Raw genomic sequence first — 18,200 nt, 5'->3', positions numbered from 1 at the left:
GTCCTATTCAAAGAATTTCCGATACCACCAAGGGCGCCCTGTGATTTTATTGCCACGTAGCCAGTGGTGAATCCTCTGGAGTAACACTGTTAGGGTGTAGCCGAATATGGCTAGTACTTTGTATAAAATGATCAGAGAGCAGCAGATGAATAAGGTAATTGTCGTTGGCCATATGAATAACAATAGAAAAACAAGGAAGACTAAAACGGGAATGCCATAAATGGAGACAGGTTTTCCTGCATCTAACCAAGGGCTGTAATCATCTTTCATTATGTACTCTTCTGTTTATCCGAAAATTCACGCCATCCCATGATTTTCTCTGCAATTTGTGCATCAATCCTATTGTTGACGAACAATTGCCATGTCCGATCAATAATGCGTCTATTGTTGTCTCGTAAACTTGAATTAATCATTTCAGGCCAGCGGGTGTAGTGATGCTGAGGTAATGCTCTGCGCCATTCATCGTCAAATATTATGTATTCTCGTACTGCCGTGCGCTTGCCATCTGTAGTTGGTATCAAACGTTGCACGACGATATAACGAAGAGCATTCAGTAAATCGAATGCAATTTGTTCTCGCGAATCTTCGGGAGCCATAATGCAACAACGTGAAAATGCATGACCGGGTGAAAAAGCATGAAGGGTACTTAATGCTAATTGACCGAATTGAGCACATGCCATTGCTGCTTGTAATGTTTCTAAATCACGAATTTCTCCGATACCAATAACAGTTGGTGCTTGGCGTAATGAGAGACGCAGCCCATCAGCGAAACTTTTAACATCCCGACCTATTTGGCATTGTTGAGGTTGTAGAACCCACTTAGGCCCACCAAGTAAATACTCAACAGGATCTTCATAAGTAACAACTTTTCCGTCAGGATGTGTTTCCCCGTAATGCTGATAGGTCGATGCTAAAAGGGTTGATTTTCCAGAGCCTGTTTCACCACAAACTAATCCGAGGCCGTTTAGTGGTAGAAGACTTTTTTGCAGATCTTCTTCTAATTCCAGACTATCTAGTGTTGGAATCAGAGAGGGAATAACTCGGAGTGTTACGGCGATTGCGGTATTGAGGTTACCAATCGTGCCTTGTATGAAGTTGCAACGAAATCTGACACGTTCTCCCCGCGCTAATTGATATCTCCCGTTACTATCACCTTCCAGCTGTAACGATCGGTCAACACCATTTCCACTTTGTACTTGTGCTTTGATTTCAGGAGAAAAAACTTCATCAATGAGTCGTATAAGATTGGAATGTTCTAATCTAAATTGGCTTAAAATGACTTTGCGGCCATAGTGATCTGCAGTGAGAGGGCTTCCACTCTGTATATGGATATCAGATACACCGTGACGGTAGCAATGAACAAAGAAGCCACGTAGATTATCAGCATTCAACCCACCACGGCTGAAATCGTAGTGTGTTAAAGGTATCATTATTAGTCCTATGAGCTATTTCTGAGATGGGGTAACGACTGGTTTCCAACGTTTTTTATCTAGTTCGAATCCGGCACGCTGTTTCAGATCCCGAACCTTATCGCCAATCATCAATTTGTCACGAGAGCCAGTAACAGATTGGAGTTCTTCGCTGATCACCGGTGGTGAGATCATGCCTTGTTGAATCAACGTTGAATAACGTATCATCCCAGAATAATCTCTGGTTAATCGATGGAAATTACTTTCTAGGATACGATCCGCACTTTCACGGCCATCTTGCCAACCTTTTTTGATCGCCTCCCGCCATACTTTTTCTTCTGCGCTGTTTTTAGGCTTTATCTCTGAGGAAACATCAAAACTAATAGTCAGACCTGAGAGTAAATATTGGCGCCAAGTTGGGGGATTACTGACAAAACGTTCTGGTACTAAAATATTGTAGGCTTTGTTCGCTGTACGAATCTGTTTATCGGTAATGTGTGCTAAATCTTCCGATACCACTATGACAGGAGGCAACCAACCTTGTCGGTTTATTAATGGAGCGAATTCATAGAGACGGCTGAGGATATCATTTTGGTTATTTAACTCTTTTTGTAGTTCCCAAGCTCGTTGGGCTTTTCCTCCTCTAAATCCAACTGTTTGGCCTGCGTCATCCAATAATTGCCATAACGTATCGTTCACACCGTGTTTATCAATTGATTGAGGATATAGGTAAGCGTTTATATCTGGTGGTGCAGTATCCATTGTTGCCCCAATCGTTGGCATGGTGACAAGTGCCAGACACAGGAGCAATGCTTTTAGTGTCATGCTAATGTTCCTTTTTTCAGCGGCAGCATAAAGTAAAGACGTAACTCAACGGGATTTTGTTCTAGTCTGGCTCTCCAATTGATCTGGGTATTAATGACACGCAGTAAATGTTCAAAAGAGATGTTTTCTTCATGAACAGTGACGGGGAGAGGCAATCGAACACCGGTATAAGCAAATGTTAAACCACGTTGATGAGCGAGTTGGCTGAGGAGTTCAATAGCATCTCCACTCCAATTTACGGTAATGAGTTGAGAGTTAGAGTTAATTTTTGTAGGAAACTGAGTATTAGCTTTTTCTAAAACTCCCTTCTGGTGTAATTCCTGACGCAGTTTTTGCAATTGCTGGGTCGAGATAGTTAGTGAGGGTGGTGCTTGGTGTTGAGAAACTATTGGTTTTTGCTGACACCCCGCTAACATCACAGATAAGGTAATAAAAATAATCAGTCGTTTCATCATTGATATATTCCTGTTTACTACATGTACGTAGACATTGAGATTTAGGACTGTTCCGGATAGGATTGATAGGCGTTTTTTGGGCGCTTATTTCCAATAGCCAATGATTGTCAGTGTTGGTTGTTCTCGCCACCAACCCCATGAGTACCAAGTAAAATTATGTGAACCAGACGATGTAATGAAAGTAAATGCGCTGTAAGTCCTTTCCCCGCTAGTGCTTGTATCAAATCCTTGTCCGAATACATTGACGCTATCTACATTCAATCCCATTCTTGGACAGCAGTTTCCATTTGCATTATTTTCACCAGTTCCTCTGATTTGTACTGCCTTGGCGTTGGGAACATATTGGTTTAAGTCAATAAGGCCACTGGCAGGGATAGAAATGTTTACTGGAACGTAATCTCCTCCTCCTCCATTGCTTTTCCATTCACCAGACTGACAGGAAAGCAGTGCTCCTTCGTCATCTCGGCTAATTAAGCCATTGGAGGAACAGGCTGTGCCAATAACGGAAGGTTTACCAAGCTGTAAATACTCTCCCGTTGAAATCCGATCCAGAGCTTTAACTTGGCCGTCTGTGTGAATTCCTTTTTTGTTTAAGGTCCTAATCCAGGTACCGTCGGACATATAAAAACCGCCACCATAAGTACCATTCATCCAGCCTTTATTACCATGTGTAATTATCCATCCATTGTTACTTTTGATATCGTTATTCACAGTCAGGTCATCATTAAAATTACCTTTCTGAGCATTAATTTCTCCACCGTTGTCAATGTCGTTATTATTTAAATCAATTGACGTATGCATCCGATTCAAGTCTGGTCTTCCATTAACTTTGAAACGATAAAGGCGATCACTTTCTTCTGCATCTGTACCTAATATTTCGGAAGACAGATAAGAGACAATGTGACCACTCTGACCTTTGAGCCCGAGATTAGATAAATTTACTTGCCAGCCTCCACCTGCGCCGTTTGCAATGTTGGCGGGATAAATATAACCACCAAGCCCAGTTATTCCCTGTGAAATAAAACGTAATCCTTTAAATGGAATTTCATGGCCACCGGTAGTAATAACAAAAGCAACCATGATATCGTTTTTTTTCGAGTTTTTGGCTATAGATAGAACATAGGTTTGATTGTTATTATTTGTTAAGGAAAAACCGGCAGGTAAATATCCTTTTTCGAGTAGGGTTTGAGATGATATATCGACGGATTTTCCGTTTTTTACTTGATTAAGCAACGTATTGTAATTGTCTCTTATATACCGACGACTACCTTGACTAACTATATTTATATGTTCTGCTGTCCCATTCCAGGCTCGCTGGTCGGTGTAATCAGCATATTTTTGCATTCCAATAGGAGCCGCAATTAATACTATGGCTAAAACAAAAGCCAAAGAAACTAATGAGAATCCTCTATTAATGGAAGTCTTGAATTTAACTGTCATAAAACACCTTGTATGGTTTGCAGGGGAAGGAATGTAGCTAAGAGAGCGATAAATGCGAACAACCAAGGAGCATAAGCCTGTGTATGCTTTCGCGTAATTAAGGCGGCAGCAATGAATATGATAAAACCCATCGCGCATAGCAGACTGGCAAGCTGCCACTGAATCCAAGCGCAAAGAGCTGCAATTAAATGTACGTCACCTAATCCGAATCTTTCTTCGGGGTGTTTTCTATTAACGCAGTAATGAAATAACCGCATGAACGCAAACATGATGCCACTACTAATAACGGACTCTGTAAATTGAGTCGTGTTATCTGGTAAAAGAGAAAATAGTATACCAGTCAACCAGAACCCAGTGGTAAAGCAGAAAGGCAACCAAAAGTTTCGTATATCAAGAAGAACTAGTGGTATCCCCCAAGCCAATAATACCCAACATTTGATTATTCCTATTGGATTCACATTAGAAATCAATCCCATTATAAGTAGTGAAGTGCTGGCTGATGTGAAGGAAAATATAACACTGTTTATTTGTAAGCGTGTTAGAGGAAGCCCGTGGTGTATTCGTATAAACAGTTTGGCCGGAACAGTCAATATTCGCGCAAATAATATTATAAATAGGGGGGAAGCAATACAGAAAAAGGACCAAATCATTAAATTAATCAAGTTAATCAGTCCCTCCATAAAGTTTTAAATAAACGGAATACACTTTTCGAGCGTATATCATTCTTCTGCTACTGTTATTATCAGCAAATCCCGCATTATAAGAACCTAAGCACTCCCAATTCACTCCGCATTTTTTAAGATGTTTGGCTAATACCCAAGCTCCTATTTGAACATTGAGGCAGGTATTATTGAATAAGTCTTGTTCATTATTAATAATGCCTAGAGCTTGCAGTTGAGGTATATGTATTTCATTTATTTGCATGAGTCCGTAATCACGACTGGTTATACGACCTGCTTTGTTGCGATTTTTGCCGATAGCACGGGGGCTAAGATTACTTTCCACAGTCGCTATTGAACGTAGTAATAAAGGATCTATTTTATAGCGTGCTCCGGCTTCGTTAAAACAAAATGCTTGAGCATGTATTGGCATAAATAACAGCACCATTCCTGTGAACACAATTAGTATCAGGAACCGTTGTAAAGCACATAGCATGGTAATGCACTCCGCGAGATGATGCCGATAGCAGAATGCTATCGGCAAGGAGGATCAGGTATTACTGGTGAATATCAGTGTATTTTGACCAGCAGAGCCATTATTCGGAGTACATTGGGCGCCAATGGCATTTGCTGCTATTGAGCCGTTAGTGGATTTTCCGTTTACTTGCGTAATTACAATAGAAGGGGCAGCACTTAATTTAGTTGCAAGAGTGATGCATGCCTCCTGAGGAACAGAAGCGTAGGTCAAAGAAAAGCTGGACTTTTGACCACCGGCTGATGTTACAGGTTGAACTGTGACAGCTCCTCCCCATAAGTTTTGTAATTTTGCGGTGCCAGATGATTTGGTTCCCACTATTGTCATATTAGCAGGGGCACCGCCGAACTGGATTAGGGCTCCTGTCATTGCATCTGCGGTGCTAAAATTGTATGTACCTGATGTTTTTGTCATTGCACGAGTGTTGTTCAATATTTCGGCAGCGTTATTGTACTCGGTACTAGCGTCATTACGATTAAATAATCCTCCTCCTTGTGTAACGGCTACAGCTAACACAACCAGAGCCAAAACAATATAGATAGATGCTTCAAGAAGTGTGATAGCACCTTTATTGATGGCACGGCGAGGCGAACTAATGTATAGCTTCATATTATTTCCTTTTTATTTCCTGTGTATGTAGAAATGAGATTGTTGGACTAGTGATTGCCAACTAGGTTGTTGAGGTCTTGAGTTGCTAAAAGAATGAGAATCATATAGCCAGCATTAGTTCCTAATGTGATATTAGAAAGTAATTTCGCTGTTTTCTTGATCTTAGCAACGGTTTGTTTAAGCCAATTTCGGGCAAAATTCTCAATAATGTTTTCGGCATTATCACCGTCGGTAAGTAATGCCAATTTATCGATAGCGCGGGGGGATGGGAAACCGAAACCGGCATTTCGTAATGCTATTCCAAGATGATCGCCTTGGCTCACTTGGTTTTGAGTGGCAGCTAACCGCTCAAATAACCAAGGTTGTGCATGATTACTCAATATATTTATGGCGTCTTGAGTTGTTACTTGTGCTCTCATTAGAGCACTAAAATTCAATAAGAAACCTACTCCCAATACGTCACGATAAATACTCCAAGGCATTATCTTATCAAGGATATGTTTACGAACGTTGCCTGTTAAATTAGGCATTGACCATGTAACAAAGCCGATAATTAGTAGAATGAACACGCCAAGTAATAGAGCGTTATTAACGAAAAATTCAGAGATCGTGTTTAGCCACCATAAGGCCCCCCCCCAATTTTCCTTACTTGATAGCGTTTCTAGGCGTGGCAAAAAATAGACTGTTACCATTTTCATCATGGCGAATGTTGTACCCAATAAGAGCATTGGGTAAGCCAACGTGGACATAAGAGCAGACTTCATCTCATCCATGCCCTGTACTACTGTAATGGCGCGGTTGAGTGCAGCAGCAAGGTTACCATCTTGCGCACCGGCGCTAAGAATAGCGGCTTCTTGTCTGGGAACCCATTCGGATAATCCTTGATCAACAGATTTGCCTTGGCTAATTGCAGAAAGAGCATCTTCTAAACAAAAAACAACAGGTGGGCGTTTTGTCCCATAACTGAGAATCATTGCATTTAAGGCTTTCTCAACAGGAAGATTGTTATCTAGAAGGAATGCGAGATCTTCGTAGAGTGTTAAACGGTCTGAGGTAGTGAATGTTTTTTGAGCCAACCAACGACTCAACCTGTCATTAATATTGTTAATTGAGAATTTATCAGATTGTTTACCTACACCAGATAGAAGATTCCTTAATGCTGAAAAATCAAGTTTCATATTTCCTCCCTTGGTAACAAGGTAAGGCTATCTTCATCCAATGGGCTAATGTAATCAGCTTTGATTGGATCAACTAAACCGGCATGGAGATATTTCTGCAAATGTTGGCCACGGGTAATACCGCCAAGCTTATGAACCCAATAACTGCGTGCAGCCAGTTTGCCTTTGTTTCGATAAATACTCATAAACTTAGCATCAGGGCGAATAATTTCGGCAATAACCTTACGTCCTGTAACACCTTTGTGGCAGTGTTCGCATCCTGACGAATTTTGAAAGAATAACTTTTCTGTATTACAGAATTTTTCTAAGAGAACCTTTTTTTCTGATTCTAAGGTTTCTTTAACGCGTTGCCAGGATTTTTTGCAGTGAGGGCAAAGTAGCTGAACTAATCGTTGTGATATTAGGCCAATCATCACCTGAGGATCAGCGATTTGCCCCATTGGAATATCTAGTGTATCTGTCAATCTATCTAAAATACCGACAGAACAGTTTGCATGTAGAGTGGTCAATACAAGATGCCCTGATTTAGCGGCCGCTAATCCTGATTGCACAGAGTGGGAATCCCTAATTTCACCGACAATCATTGCATCAGGGTCTAGTCGCAATGATGCTGATATAGATCTAACCCAAGCTCGGCTGACCGTCTCAGGATTATTTTTATCCGCAATAATGGGCGTTTGGACTGCACCACGAATAAGCCCTTCTGGAGGATCTTCTAATGTTAATAACCGCTTGCGATGATTGGTGAAGCTTAGATATATCTCACTAAAAGTCCGTAGGGAGGTACTTTTCCCTGAGCCTGTAGGCCCAGAAAGAATGACGACGCCTTCTGGTGTTGAAAGCATTCGACGAATGAGGGGTTGTTGCTCCGGTAAAAATCCCAGCTCATCGAGAGTCGGAGGGGCTTTCCCTTCATCAGGTAACAAACGCATGACTACATAAAGGCCGAATTCAGCTGGAGTATGTGCGTAACGCGCACCAAATAATTTTGCAGTTTGAAGAAATTCTTTACGTATGCGGGCATCTTGTGGTCTGTTTGCATTGAAACTTTTCTCTGCAACATCGCACATGGACATTACGATTGTGGATGCAAGTGTTCTACCTTCGTCTTCATCCAATTTGTCGATTGTTTCTAAATCTCCATGGATTCGGAATTGTACTAAGGTGATCTTATTCATACCAATCAGGAAATGGATGTCACTGGCCCCTAACTCTTTCGCCTTTCGAAAGTATTCAATGACCTTCGCTTGAGGGTTAGACGTTTTTTCATTTTCTACTGGTTGTTTCTGTTGAATTTCTTTGAGCTTATCAAGCTGAACTAGCTCGATGAGTAGATTTGGGTACTTATTACGCTGTTCAGCGAGTATTGATTGTAGTTGATGATTACCTCGGTGGTTCACAGATACATAAATGACAGGTTGTTCTGGGTTTGATTTATCTAGGTAAAAATGTTCTCCACTATATCCAATGGACATTATTGTCACCTCGCAAAAGAGAGAGAAATTAGTGGCCTATTAGGTGCTGTTATAATAACTTCGTTGATACTAATACGCCGAACAACATAATCAGTACCCGGTATTTGGCCGCCTGTTTGGATGGTGACCTGATTACCATTATTTAAGGTAAGTAATGCCGTGAAGTTTTTTCCTCTGCCGGAAATTTCAATCACCTGTGGTAGGGTTGTGTCTTGAGTTGCTCCCTTAATATCTATTTGATTGCTGTCTTGTATTGGTGAAGCAGGATTGAATGGAAGTTCAAATGAACTGTCATAACCATTTTTTTGTAGTTCGCTCAAAGCCTTGGCTCGGGCTAATTGGGCTTCGTAAAGAACAGTCTCAGCTTGAATAGATTCAAGTTGCCCCAAGTTTAAAGCGCGTCCTGCTTCTGTTCGTTTGAATGTTGTTACAGTTTGAGTAGGTGTGGTTATAGAGGGTTCTTTGGGTTCGCTGATAACTGTTGATGAAGATGGTAAATCAGTATCTGGATTTGCATTAACTGCTGGCGTTATCAGCACCATACTTAAGAGCCAGACTTTAATGTTCTGCATACAGAACTCCTTCAATGTTGTATTCCAATCGGTTGTTTTTAAGTAACGTCCTTATGCTCATTGCTCTAATCCCATTGCTATTAAAACGGGAAGGTGCAAACAATCGATCAGGAGGTATATCAGTGATAAATTCAAAATTGTAGGTGCGAAACTGAAACGGCAAGTTGTTAGTTTCACCTTGGTTTGGCTGAATTGTGACGGTACTTTCACTTAGCCTTAGTTGCGCGTTAATACGTTGCGCATAGCTGGTTAAATTTTGGATTTGTTGATCCCCTGATAATAAAGATTCAGGGTGTGCCGGCGGAACCAGAGAAAATGGCAGTGTGAATGATGCTGAGTTCGCCCCTCCAAGTATGTTGAAAGTTGGTTTTATTTCGCTATAGAACAAAGGAAGCCGGGCCGTAAAATCACCTATTGTTCCCCCACTTGGTAATGAATAATTCAGTGTAATGCTTCCTGAATTATTGCAAGTGCTTGAGTCGAAAATCCATCCTGCTATAGATATAGGGGCTTTTTCCCAAACTTTGCTACAGGCTTCCATCATGTCGGGAAATGAAGGAAGTGAGCTCCATGGTTTCAGGTTGTCGGCGATTTTCTGCTGATTTTCTCTACTAGCTTGCTGTGCTAAGAGAGCAGCTTGAGCTGCCTCAATGCGCATTTGAGATTGATGAGCTTGCCAAGCGTTGTTGGTTAAGTATCCCCCGCATAAAATGAGCGCAGCACTCCCTAAAATCCATAACGATTGCCGACTATGAGTTTTATGAAGGCGAGCTCGACGAATGTTTATTTTATTGGTGAGTAGAGGGAGGAGTTCTAATTCTTCCGCAAGTATGTCGTGGAAAAAATTAGAGGGTGCATATACTGACCATCCATTCTCGGGCTGTGGAGTTACTTGTAAAAATATTTCTACTGCTGTCAAAATCGAACTTTTGTCACCGACTACATCACCAAGAGAGGATAATTTTTTGTCAATGACTGCGACAAACCAATATTGCTCATCAGAAAGCTGAAAAACAGCGTAACAATTATCTGGTAAATCAGGGAGAACAGTGAGTGCCATTGATGAAAGGATATGGCCACTTCTTTTTATTGGTTGTGTATCAGTGATATTCACTGTACCCAATAATGTTCCTTGTGCTTGACTATCTTCGGCAGCTCGTGCTGACCAGTAATTAGCTTTCTTCTCTTTAGCGCGTAGGAGCATGTTTCTCCGCCCGCGTATAGATAAGTACTGCCATTGTAGGCCAGCTATTAACCAGGCTTTGTCTGTTTGTAACAGGTAGTATGTTGGCATGTTTTGTTGAGTCATATTTTACCCCAAAATAACTGGTGTAATGAGAATGACTAACATAGTTTTATTGTCTTCACCTTTGCTCCCTCCACCTAACCCGAAGAAGCGGAAACTTCCTACTCCTTGACGATTAGCTGTATTACTCAATGATTGATAACCACTCAATATCAATGTTTGGCCTGATTTCATGATTACTCGTTGAGTAAAAGTTTTAAGGCGAGTTCTCATTAGTTCTACCGATGTTTTTTCACTGGTAAATGTTCGCATCGTAGGATCATCAGACATATTGATAGCAAACTGAAGCTGCATTTTTGATGAATCAGGCATCAAAAATGGCAATACAGTCATGTTGAATCCGGTGGTAATGGTTGATTTTGTGATACTACTAGATGAACCAACGTTAGGGGTATTTTCAGTTGTAACACTTGAAGCATAGTCTTGTTGCAACGCGACCTGAATAGGTACTGCTGACAAGTTTGTGGTCATGCTTGAGGCTTCGGTCATTACGCTAACGTTGGCTTGTTCTGAAAGTGCTTTAATAAATGCTGCCGAACCTTCACCTTTACCATCTAGAATTGAAATGCCGCCATTTAAAGCACCAGAAGCAGCACCAGTAAATGCATTGCTTAAGGATATCCCAACACTGCTTGTATTAAGTATAGATTTCCAATCGATGCCCAGCTGATCCTGTCGGCGCTTTTCAACACTGTATACTTGAACATTCAAAACGACTTGTCGATTTAATTGCTTGTTACGATCATCTAAATAACGACCGATTTGTTCCAGTACTCTTGGTGTGTCCGTGACCACTAGTACACCGGCAGACATATGCATTCGGCCTACACTTGGTGTTAACATCGATTTTATTGTATTGGCCACGTCTTCATATAAATTGGATTTAATTTCCATCTCTGTAGATTGAGATGTATTTGAATCACCACTTAACCCGCCATTACCACCATCACCAGTGGCACCTACTGATGATGTTGTTCCGCTAACAGTTTTAGAGCCAAAGGATGCTTTACTATCCATAAAATTTACAGGGAAGGTGCGTGTATCCAAGTAAAAAATAGTAATTCGGCCTTGTTCGTAACGCCAAGACAAACCAAGCCGAGTTGTTACATTATCTAACATACCTCCCAACTCACCTTGCCAGAATAAGCTGCGAAGAGAAGAAGAATCATGAATAGGTTGCACTGGTTGAATACTTTCTCCCCCAATTATTGAAAGAGGAAGTATTCCATTTGGATCAGGAGCAGGTATCGGGCCACTAATGCGCTCAGTTTTACCGCTGCTTTTTGGTGTAAGCATGGCTCTGGCATCAGGAGTCACTATCACGGATAAACGGCACTGTTTGCTAATAAAAGCACTGACCTCAGCTAAGGAAATATTTCCAGGGCGATTGATTGCAACAGCACAAGGTGGAAGTTGCGTATTACCGTCTGATTGTGCGTTTTTTATAGGATAAGGATTGATCCATTGTGTCGTTAGATTGCGAACAACTGAGCCATTTTTTATTGTCTGTAAGTTCTTCTCAATTTGTTTTTCATCTGACATTACTTTGTTATCAATTTTGTCTATACGCTCCAATGGTGCACAACCGGATAACAACAGGCACAAAGCTGCCGCTATCCCGGTCAGGGAAAGACGATTTTTCATAGGGATCTCTTGAATTAGAATGAAGAAGGAAGGAACAAGATACAAAGTTAGTTCAAGTATACTAAACTACCATCGGTAATAACGGCAGGGACAGTGATTTGCATATCATTACCCAAACTGTCAATTAAACGGCGGTTAATAACTTTACCAACTAATGCTGAATTGTTTGTTTGAGTTTGTAATGCCGACATTAAGCCGGGTTGGTTTTCTTGATACACAAATATACGGTTAGCTTGTAATACATTGTGTAATTCTGGAACAGAAACCCAGCCGAGGCTGCTATCAGGAATAGTTCCTTCGGTTTGAGCTGGATTCTTATAACGCCAATCATTTATCTCATTAATGTAACGTACAGTTTGAATTGCACGCTGGTTAAGATTGCTCTCTTGTCGTTGAAACTCCGCAGGAAGATTACTTGAAATATCCCCTATCACGAGAAAACCAATAAAGAAAGACAACAACCAGTAAAACATTAATGAACCTCCTTATCATCAACGCTCAAAACACATTGTTCATTACGAGTACCTGCGTATAGAGGAACTTTTGCCGTACCATATAACGTGAACAAGCTATTAAGAGCATCACGATAGCTACCTTCAAATTGAAGAGGCGCATCAATACGATAATTAACCGAGGTCATCCAAGCTACTGTCCAGTGGCTTATGCCCGGAGTAGCGCATTCTTCATTGGCCGACCAATTGAATACGGTGTCTTTTAAGGTATTGCCTGCTTCGATACGCCATACTTTTTGATGGACTATAGGCTTAGAAGATATTGCAGTTTCTAGCATTTTGGCTTTGCCAGACGTTTCTTGTGTAGCTTTTTGAATCGGTGACGTGTGGTCTATTGTGGCGACTTTTTCAGTTGATGTTGGGATCTTTTGCTCTGATGATTTTGTGTCTGAAATTGATACTCGTTTAGTCGTCCAATCTATTGTAGCAATCAAACCTTTTTTCATCATTAACTGATTGAGTACATAAGTCCATTGGGAATTACTTCCCCATTGTAATGATTCATGTACTTCTGGTTTGATGTTTTTCCCATAATTTTGTTGCCAGTGTACAGGAAGTATCTGCATAACAGCTTGGTTAAGAGTTTCAGATTTTCCAGCACTCGCCGGCACAAGTAGTTTAGGGGGAACACCTATATAACGTATAGCTTGTAATCCCACCGCTGGTTTTGCTGCTAATGATGAAGACGCCGACGGGTTTGGTGTGTCCTTTGTCGCTTTATTGTTAGCTAGAGAAACTGATGGCGTTTTTGGGTTAAGTTGTATTCGGCTGACTTGAGCGAGTTCGCTGTGCGCCTGCTTTATTATTGGCAACTGTTCTTGAATTAGGGTAGTGACAAATTTTTGTGCCGGAACAGAGGGCGGTGTTTGTACTGTTCCAGCACACCCACTCAACATTACTGGCACTAAGGTTACCGATATGATTTTTTTCATTTTTTCTTACCCCCGTTTATAGTCTTCCGCCCTCTTCGGGGAGTATGGGTATTATCAAGGACTTTTTGAGCTAGTACGATGCTATTTATAGTTGGTAATAATATGATTACTGCTTCGAGTACATTACGGCAAGAAACTGGCTGGTTTAGCAGAGATGTTAAATTAACAGCATGTTCGTTAAGCAGCTCATGGTGTTTAGCACTCAAGTAATAACTTTTTGGCTGTCTTTGGATCATTAAAATCACCTCGATTACGCAATTGCGCAAATGTTGAAATACCATCCAGAGAACTAGAAGGTTAGAAGTCAGTATAAACTGACAATTCATAGGGTAATTGGAAAGTAGGGTATTAGTGTGAGAGACACAGTGCCACTTCTCATAGTGGCAGCATCTACCTAATTAAATTTTTTCACTGGTAATAGAGTAATACAGAAGTTTGTAAGCGGGTGATCTTGGTTATTAACGTAAGGCTTCCGCAAATGCGAAGAACATAGCATTGCGCGTTAATCCATTATTTTCCTCAACGAGAGATTGAATTTGCTTTCTTTGTTGATTATTCAATGGAGTTGTATTTCTTCCCCAACTGTTTTTACCTGGATGCTTAATGCGAAATGCTTGGCTACAAACAGGCAATTGCATAATCTCATCCACGACTGAATCACGGATGGGAGTTATCTCACCAGTGAGACGAACTAGATGGCTTATACCGGGGCAAAGCTCGATCTTTGACGTATGGTGTATTTCAGGATCAAAGAAAATAAATAGATATCCTGGAAAGAGTTGTTCCATTACTTGTCGGAATTGGCCTGGTCGGTCTGATCGTGGCCGACAACTACGAATTACGGGGCTAAACGCCATAATATTCATTCGTTCCAGAGTTATCTGGGCTTTGAATACGTTGTCTTTACCGGCTTTATGGCAAGCGAGATACCAGCGTTCCATGATGTCTCCCGATGATGAGCTGCAGAAGAGTATTTGAAGAAGAATAATAAAGCGCAGTACTGCATGGTGGGTATGCTCCGCCAAAATTGTACCCAAAGGATACAACTAACGAGCATTGAGTATTAGGAGACAAGCATTGATTTCTCCGTAATAACGACTGCACTTTAGCCTGGAATGCACCCGACAATTTTAGATATCAGGCACAGTCCGGGCTAAAGTAATTAGACACTGTCTTGAGGAGTAGAAATTAACGAATTTACTATCCGAGTCAAAATGTATTCATGTATGCATAGAATAGTATTTACTATTTAATGTGTTGTAAAATGATTTATTGAAAATATAAATTTCGTAAAACAACTTAAAACAGTTATTAAACTCTGTTTAAGTTAACTTTTAAATTTAAATACCTTTAAAAGTCGGCTTTAACAGATCAATTGAGTAATAATAGTAAAAATCCAGAATAATTAACTTTTGCTAATTGTTTTTTATTTGTTCTATTTTCAAGCGAATGTTGCTATATTAAAGTGCAAATAGGTGTTTTTTTATATTGATTTTTACAGGATTAGGTGTTTTTTAATCGATTCTATTTTTTTTAGATTTCTTGACTAGGAGTGAGGGAGTAGTGGAAAATACGGTTTAATCTGTAGATTAAATCATTTGTGACTAATCACTAAAAAATGATCTGTTTATTGCATGTAAGCAAAAATCAGGTAGTATTTACAGATAGTTGTGCTAAGTTTTCCAGAAGAGTTTGGCTTAACGAATTAGTATTATTGGATAAGAACATATCCTTAAATGTTCAGGGTACAGGGCTTCGAGATGCGAGCTCTAAATGCAAAATCCCCCGAAATCTGATACATCTTGGCGGAAGTGACAGAAATCAGGGGATCACAAAACAGGCGCTGGCCTGTGGAGATTATAACGCATGTTCATTCTAGATCAATATGATTCTGCCGTAAGTGTAGGAAAATGTGTTTGAACAGCTTTCCTCACACTCACAAGAAAAACTGAAAACTAAGCGCAGGAGAGGAACGCACTCTACTGCATGTAAATGCCCAAATCCGTTCTATACCCGACCGAAAGATTATAAGCCATTGCCAGGCGAATTGGGTCGAGCTCAACGAAATCTAGTGATTAAAGACAAGAATACTGGTCAGTGGTTTTTTCGTCGCCGTCCATCATGTTCACCTTACTTTGTTTTTCTACGTCCTATAGTTGGCCGCCAGAGAGGATTCCGCCCAGAACGTCGTGCATTACTGGATGCTTTGTTTGTTGTCATGATAGACACAGTAAATTTAGCGAACAGCATTGTGACTATCAATTTAACAAAACTGTCAGAAAGGCTCAGTCCCAAAGATGAGCAAGGGAATGTTATTCCTGAAACGATGGTAACATTAAGTAGAATATCACGACTAATTGATGAAATGATTAAATTCGGAATTCTGAGTATTCCAGAGCTTGATAACTCATTTGATCATATGAATGGTATCTATTTTCCTAAGCATGTCATTATCACCGATGCAGGTTGGCGTCTAACTGGTGTTAACATGGATAAGTTACGGGCTGAACAGTATGAGCGTCGCATTGCAGAATCTGAGGGAATCGTTGCTCCAGGAGAGGTTTTGTCTGTCAAAGCGTCTCGAGCTCGCTGGTACAATAAATGTCGCCTTGCTACTCTGGCATGTCGTCGAACGGAAGCATTGAAACGAAAACAACATAAGATACTCAGTCGGCTACCATTTGATGATAGAAAATATAACGTGAGCAACAGGTTGTTGCGCACGCTCTCGCCTGAAATTTTAAGTTATATGACTGAGTTGGAATTTGAAAAACTAGTTTGGAAAGAATTATATCAGTTGGAGCTAGGGCCAGAAGTTATGGCAGCTCAACCTGATACGCCTCCTGTAGTCCACTGACGCTTTATATGCCCCATTGATACAACCGCCTTAACTGGCGGTATCTGTGTTTATATTACACTCAATTCTGTTCATTTATTCATCACTTAAAGAAGATCAAAAACTATCAAAATTACTATATAGAGCCTAAAAACCGAGTAATAAATACTTATACACATTTACCTGCAATTAATATATAAATGTTATTAGCAAATATTAAAAAGTTAAGCTGCAATATAATCAAGACTACGTCTTATCTCTTTATTCAAAAAAACTAGTTATTTCATTAAACAAATTCTGTGAATAACAAAGACAAAAAAGGACTCCTCTTCGGCAGCCTAACGACCACTCACTCAGAAACACACAATAAATAAATGCTATTATCCCCGTAAACAGCTACGTAAACGCAACTGCTTACGCCCCAGAAATCACGCCCACCGTGTCGAAAGCCTCACGCTGCCCGCTCACCGGGGTTACAGAGATAACCTACCTAATTGCCACCTGAAAAGCCGCACAGGCTTAGCAGGGCGAGAACGGTTATGGTGTACATTGTTAGTCCCCCTTAGTTTCGGCGGATTGCCTCCGACGTTCCCTCAAACATCTATGAGCCGCCTTACATGCGCTACGCGCATAAAAATTGATACAAGAAGAAAAGAGCATAAAAACCTTGGGGCAATGTCGGGGTTTCGGGAGCAACGAAACCATAACGGCAGTTAAGGGAAATAAACAGCCCCGCCGCAAGCAGCGGGGCTGTTTATTCTACCCCCTCATGGGGTTCTACGTCGGAACCGCCGAAATTTCCGTCCAGGTCTTTTTAGTGATCTTTGGGAACCTCAATGACGCCATCAGCAATACCCTGTGCCAAACGTTCCATCCATTTCGCAAAGCGGAAATATCCCGGATATTGCAGGCAGATATAGTCCATCTGGACTTTTGATACGCTGTCCATCACTCGTTTGAAGGCAGTCGGTCAGATTGACCTGGAGCTTATCACCCGGGAAATAAGTAATCTCGATCGCATCGTTGCCACGCTGGGACTGAAGGAAATGACGCAGGGAACGCTGATCCGTAAGTTATGTACATATACAACAGCCAATCCGACAAGACTGGCGATATTTGAATATGACCGGCTAATTCGCAGCATTTATACGCTGAAGTATCTGCGCGATCCGCAACAGGAACGTAATATCCGTCGCTCTCAGAACCGGATTGAATCTTATCATCAGTTACGCGCCGCAGTGGCCAAAGTCGGAGGGAAGAAAGAGTTAACCGGAAAAAACGACATTGAAACGGAGATCAGCAACCAATGTGGGCGATTAATCAGTAACGCGATTATTTATTACAACTTAGCGATCCTATCGCGTTTGCTGGAGCGGTTTGAAGCGGAAGAGAATGTAAAAGGGATTGATGCATTGATGAGAATATCCCCTGTGGCTTGGCACCACATACTGCTGAATGGGCATTATACCTTCAAAAACAGCAATGAAATTATTGACTTGGATACTTTAGTTATGAGGCTAAAACTAAGATAACGGAAAAATCTGGGATTCCGGCGTAAAACCCCTATTTCACTGACGAGGCGTACAAGCGTGGTCGCTCCGGGCAGCAGCACCTTATTCTGGAGCAGCCACGAGGTGGCAAAATCAAACATCAGACCGGGGCGCTCATTACTGAGCCATGCCCGGGTGTACAGCAGGCGCTTTAGGCGTAAAGAGGGGTTTCGGGAGTAACGGAACAGTAAACACCTTTAAGCGGTCAATTTAAATAGCCAAAAATTAGGTAGCCAATTTACATCGTAAATTGTCATTTTTAG

Annotated in this window: 18 protein-coding genes and 2 pseudogenes; 2 read left to right on the top strand and 18 right to left on the bottom strand. The window is 41.0% G+C overall.

The genetic code is table 11. The features are described 5' to 3' along the window. Positions 1-3: 3 nt before the first annotated feature. The 16 genes from icmT to Xets_RS13870 form a co-directional block, all read right to left on the bottom strand. Positions 4-270: an IcmT/TraK family protein gene (icmT, locus tag Xets_RS22620; RefSeq protein ID WP_222941606.1), complete on the bottom strand. Its 267-nt coding sequence runs from the start codon at positions 268-270 to the stop codon at positions 4-6. Then, positions 270-1,430, bottom strand: a complete 1,161-nt coding sequence (gene traJ / locus Xets_RS13940; RefSeq protein ID WP_187651915.1) for a plasmid transfer ATPase TraJ — start codon at positions 1,428-1,430, stop codon at positions 270-272. Before traJ ends, icmT begins: the two co-directional genes overlap by 1 nt. Before the next feature lie 15 nt (positions 1,431-1,445). Further along, positions 1,446-2,234, bottom strand: coding sequence for a type IV secretory system conjugative DNA transfer family protein (locus Xets_RS13935; protein ID WP_187651914.1), 789 nt, complete (start codon positions 2,232-2,234; stop codon positions 1,446-1,448). Beyond that, entirely contained in the window at positions 2,231-2,689 is a 459-nt protein-coding gene (locus tag Xets_RS13930) for a DotD/TraH family lipoprotein (RefSeq protein WP_255430649.1), read from the bottom strand. Before Xets_RS13930 ends, Xets_RS13935 begins: the two co-directional genes overlap by 4 nt. Before the next feature lie 84 nt (positions 2,690-2,773). Further along, positions 2,774-4,129, bottom strand: a complete 1,356-nt coding sequence (pilV, locus tag Xets_RS13925) for a shufflon system plasmid conjugative transfer pilus tip adhesin PilV (RefSeq protein WP_187651913.1) — start codon at positions 4,127-4,129, stop codon at positions 2,774-2,776. Beyond that, on the bottom strand, positions 4,126-4,605 hold the full coding sequence (locus Xets_RS28720) for a prepilin peptidase (protein WP_370588247.1): 480 nt from the start codon (positions 4,603-4,605) through the stop codon (positions 4,126-4,128). Before Xets_RS28720 ends, pilV begins: the two co-directional genes overlap by 4 nt. Before the next feature lie 187 nt (positions 4,606-4,792). Continuing rightward, positions 4,793-5,221, bottom strand: coding sequence for a lytic transglycosylase domain-containing protein (locus Xets_RS13915; RefSeq protein ID WP_255430648.1), 429 nt, complete (start codon positions 5,219-5,221; stop codon positions 4,793-4,795). Positions 5,222-5,338: 117 nt separating this feature from the next. Next, positions 5,339-5,932 (bottom strand): type 4 pilus major pilin, encoded by a 594-nt coding sequence (locus Xets_RS13910; protein WP_187651910.1) that lies wholly within the window; start codon positions 5,930-5,932, stop codon positions 5,339-5,341. A gap of 47 nt (positions 5,933-5,979) precedes the next feature. Next, on the bottom strand, positions 5,980-7,110 hold the full coding sequence (locus Xets_RS13905) for a type II secretion system F family protein (protein ID WP_187651909.1): 1,131 nt from the start codon (positions 7,108-7,110) through the stop codon (positions 5,980-5,982). Beyond that, on the bottom strand, positions 7,107-8,585 hold the full coding sequence (locus Xets_RS13900) for a GspE/PulE family protein (protein WP_187651908.1): 1,479 nt from the start codon (positions 8,583-8,585) through the stop codon (positions 7,107-7,109). Before Xets_RS13900 ends, Xets_RS13905 begins: the two co-directional genes overlap by 4 nt. A gap of 5 nt (positions 8,586-8,590) precedes the next feature. After that, on the bottom strand, positions 8,591-9,157 hold the full coding sequence (gene pilP, locus Xets_RS13895; protein WP_255430647.1) for a type IV pilus biogenesis protein PilP: 567 nt from the start codon (positions 9,155-9,157) through the stop codon (positions 8,591-8,593). Then, entirely contained in the window at positions 9,144-10,466 is a 1,323-nt protein-coding gene (gene pilO2 / locus Xets_RS13890) for a type 4b pilus protein PilO2 (RefSeq protein ID WP_187651907.1), read from the bottom strand. Before pilO2 ends, pilP begins: the two co-directional genes overlap by 14 nt. A 3-nt stretch (positions 10,467-10,469) precedes the next feature. Then, positions 10,470-12,107, bottom strand: coding sequence for a PilN family type IVB pilus formation outer membrane protein (locus Xets_RS13885; protein ID WP_187651906.1), 1,638 nt, complete (start codon positions 12,105-12,107; stop codon positions 10,470-10,472). Positions 12,108-12,154: 47 nt separating this feature from the next. Beyond that, complete coding sequence (gene pilM, locus Xets_RS13880) at positions 12,155-12,580, bottom strand: type IV pilus biogenesis protein PilM (RefSeq protein WP_187651905.1); 426 nt, start codon at positions 12,578-12,580, stop codon at positions 12,155-12,157. Further along, positions 12,580-13,551 (bottom strand): TcpQ domain-containing protein, encoded by a 972-nt coding sequence (locus Xets_RS13875; RefSeq protein ID WP_187651904.1) that lies wholly within the window; start codon positions 13,549-13,551, stop codon positions 12,580-12,582. Before Xets_RS13875 ends, pilM begins: the two co-directional genes overlap by 1 nt. Positions 13,552-14,009: 458 nt before the next feature. Next, positions 14,010-14,492, bottom strand: coding sequence for a transcription termination/antitermination NusG family protein (locus tag Xets_RS13870; protein ID WP_187651903.1), 483 nt, complete (start codon positions 14,490-14,492; stop codon positions 14,010-14,012). 971 nt (positions 14,493-15,463) lie between these two features. Between Xets_RS13870 and repA the strand changes: the two genes are divergently transcribed. Further along, positions 15,464-16,408 carry a plasmid replication initiator RepA gene (gene repA, locus Xets_RS13865; RefSeq protein WP_370588245.1) on the top strand — a complete coding sequence of 315 codons (945 nt, stop codon included), beginning with the start codon at positions 15,464-15,466 and terminating at the stop codon, positions 16,406-16,408. Between the two features lie 793 nt (positions 16,409-17,201). Here the strand turns inward: repA and Xets_RS13860 are convergent. Then, the gene (locus Xets_RS13860) at positions 17,202-17,336 is read right to left on the bottom strand and encodes an arylsulfatase (protein ID WP_187651902.1); all 135 of its coding nucleotides are present in this window, start codon (positions 17,334-17,336) and stop codon (positions 17,202-17,204) included. Between the two features lie 7 nt (positions 17,337-17,343). Between Xets_RS13860 and Xets_RS13855 the strand changes: the two are divergent. Further along, positions 17,344-17,919, top strand: a pseudogene (locus Xets_RS13855) (Tn3 family transposase); the annotation flags it as partial. On the opposite strand, the pseudogene Xets_RS13850 reads toward Xets_RS13855, so the two are convergent. Continuing rightward, a pseudogene (locus tag Xets_RS13850) lies at positions 17,910-18,125 on the bottom strand (DUF4158 domain-containing protein); the annotation flags it as partial. The pseudogenes Xets_RS13855 and Xets_RS13850 sit on opposite strands and share 10 nt — an antisense overlap. Between the last annotated feature and the right edge of the window lie 75 nt (positions 18,126-18,200).

The organism is Xenorhabdus sp. TS4 (assembly GCF_014467265.1).
GTDB lineage: Bacteria > Pseudomonadota > Gammaproteobacteria > Enterobacterales > Enterobacteriaceae > Xenorhabdus > Xenorhabdus ehlersii.
Note: the sequence above shows the minus strand (reverse complement) of the source record. Positions and strands in the feature narration are given on the sequence as shown.

Coding starts and splice junctions, on each gene's coding strand:
- icmT (WP_222941606.1), bottom strand. CDS start 270: ATGAAAGATGATTACAGCCCTTGGTTAGATGCAGGAAAACCTGTCTCC.
- traJ (WP_187651915.1), bottom strand. CDS start 1,430: ATGATACCTTTAACACACTACGATTTCAGCCGTGGTGGGTTGAATGCT.
- Xets_RS13935 (WP_187651914.1), bottom strand. CDS start 2,234: ATGACACTAAAAGCATTGCTCCTGTGTCTGGCACTTGTCACCATGCCA.
- Xets_RS13930 (WP_255430649.1), bottom strand. CDS start 2,689: ATGATGAAACGACTGATTATTTTTATTACCTTATCTGTGATGTTAGCG.
- pilV (WP_187651913.1), bottom strand. CDS start 4,129: ATGACAGTTAAATTCAAGACTTCCATTAATAGAGGATTCTCATTAGTT.
- Xets_RS28720 (WP_370588247.1), bottom strand. CDS start 4,605: ATGGGATTGATTTCTAATGTGAATCCAATAGGAATAATCAAATGTTGG.
- Xets_RS13915 (WP_255430648.1), bottom strand. CDS start 5,221: ATGCCAATACATGCTCAAGCATTTTGTTTTAACGAAGCCGGAGCACGC.
- Xets_RS13910 (WP_187651910.1), bottom strand. CDS start 5,932: ATGAAGCTATACATTAGTTCGCCTCGCCGTGCCATCAATAAAGGTGCT.
- Xets_RS13905 (WP_187651909.1), bottom strand. CDS start 7,110: ATGAAACTTGATTTTTCAGCATTAAGGAATCTTCTATCTGGTGTAGGT.
- Xets_RS13900 (WP_187651908.1), bottom strand. CDS start 8,585: ATGTCCATTGGATATAGTGGAGAACATTTTTACCTAGATAAATCAAAC.
- pilP (WP_255430647.1), bottom strand. CDS start 9,157: ATGCAGAACATTAAAGTCTGGCTCTTAAGTATGGTGCTGATAACGCCA.
- pilO2 (WP_187651907.1), bottom strand. CDS start 10,466: ATGACTCAACAAAACATGCCAACATACTACCTGTTACAAACAGACAAA.
- Xets_RS13885 (WP_187651906.1), bottom strand. CDS start 12,107: ATGAAAAATCGTCTTTCCCTGACCGGGATAGCGGCAGCTTTGTGCCTG.
- pilM (WP_187651905.1), bottom strand. CDS start 12,580: ATGTTTTACTGGTTGTTGTCTTTCTTTATTGGTTTTCTCGTGATAGGG.
- Xets_RS13875 (WP_187651904.1), bottom strand. CDS start 13,551: ATGAAAAAAATCATATCGGTAACCTTAGTGCCAGTAATGTTGAGTGGG.
- Xets_RS13870 (WP_187651903.1), bottom strand. CDS start 14,492: ATGGAACGCTGGTATCTCGCTTGCCATAAAGCCGGTAAAGACAACGTA.
- Xets_RS13860 (WP_187651902.1), bottom strand. CDS start 17,336: ATGGACAGCGTATCAAAAGTCCAGATGGACTATATCTGCCTGCAATAT.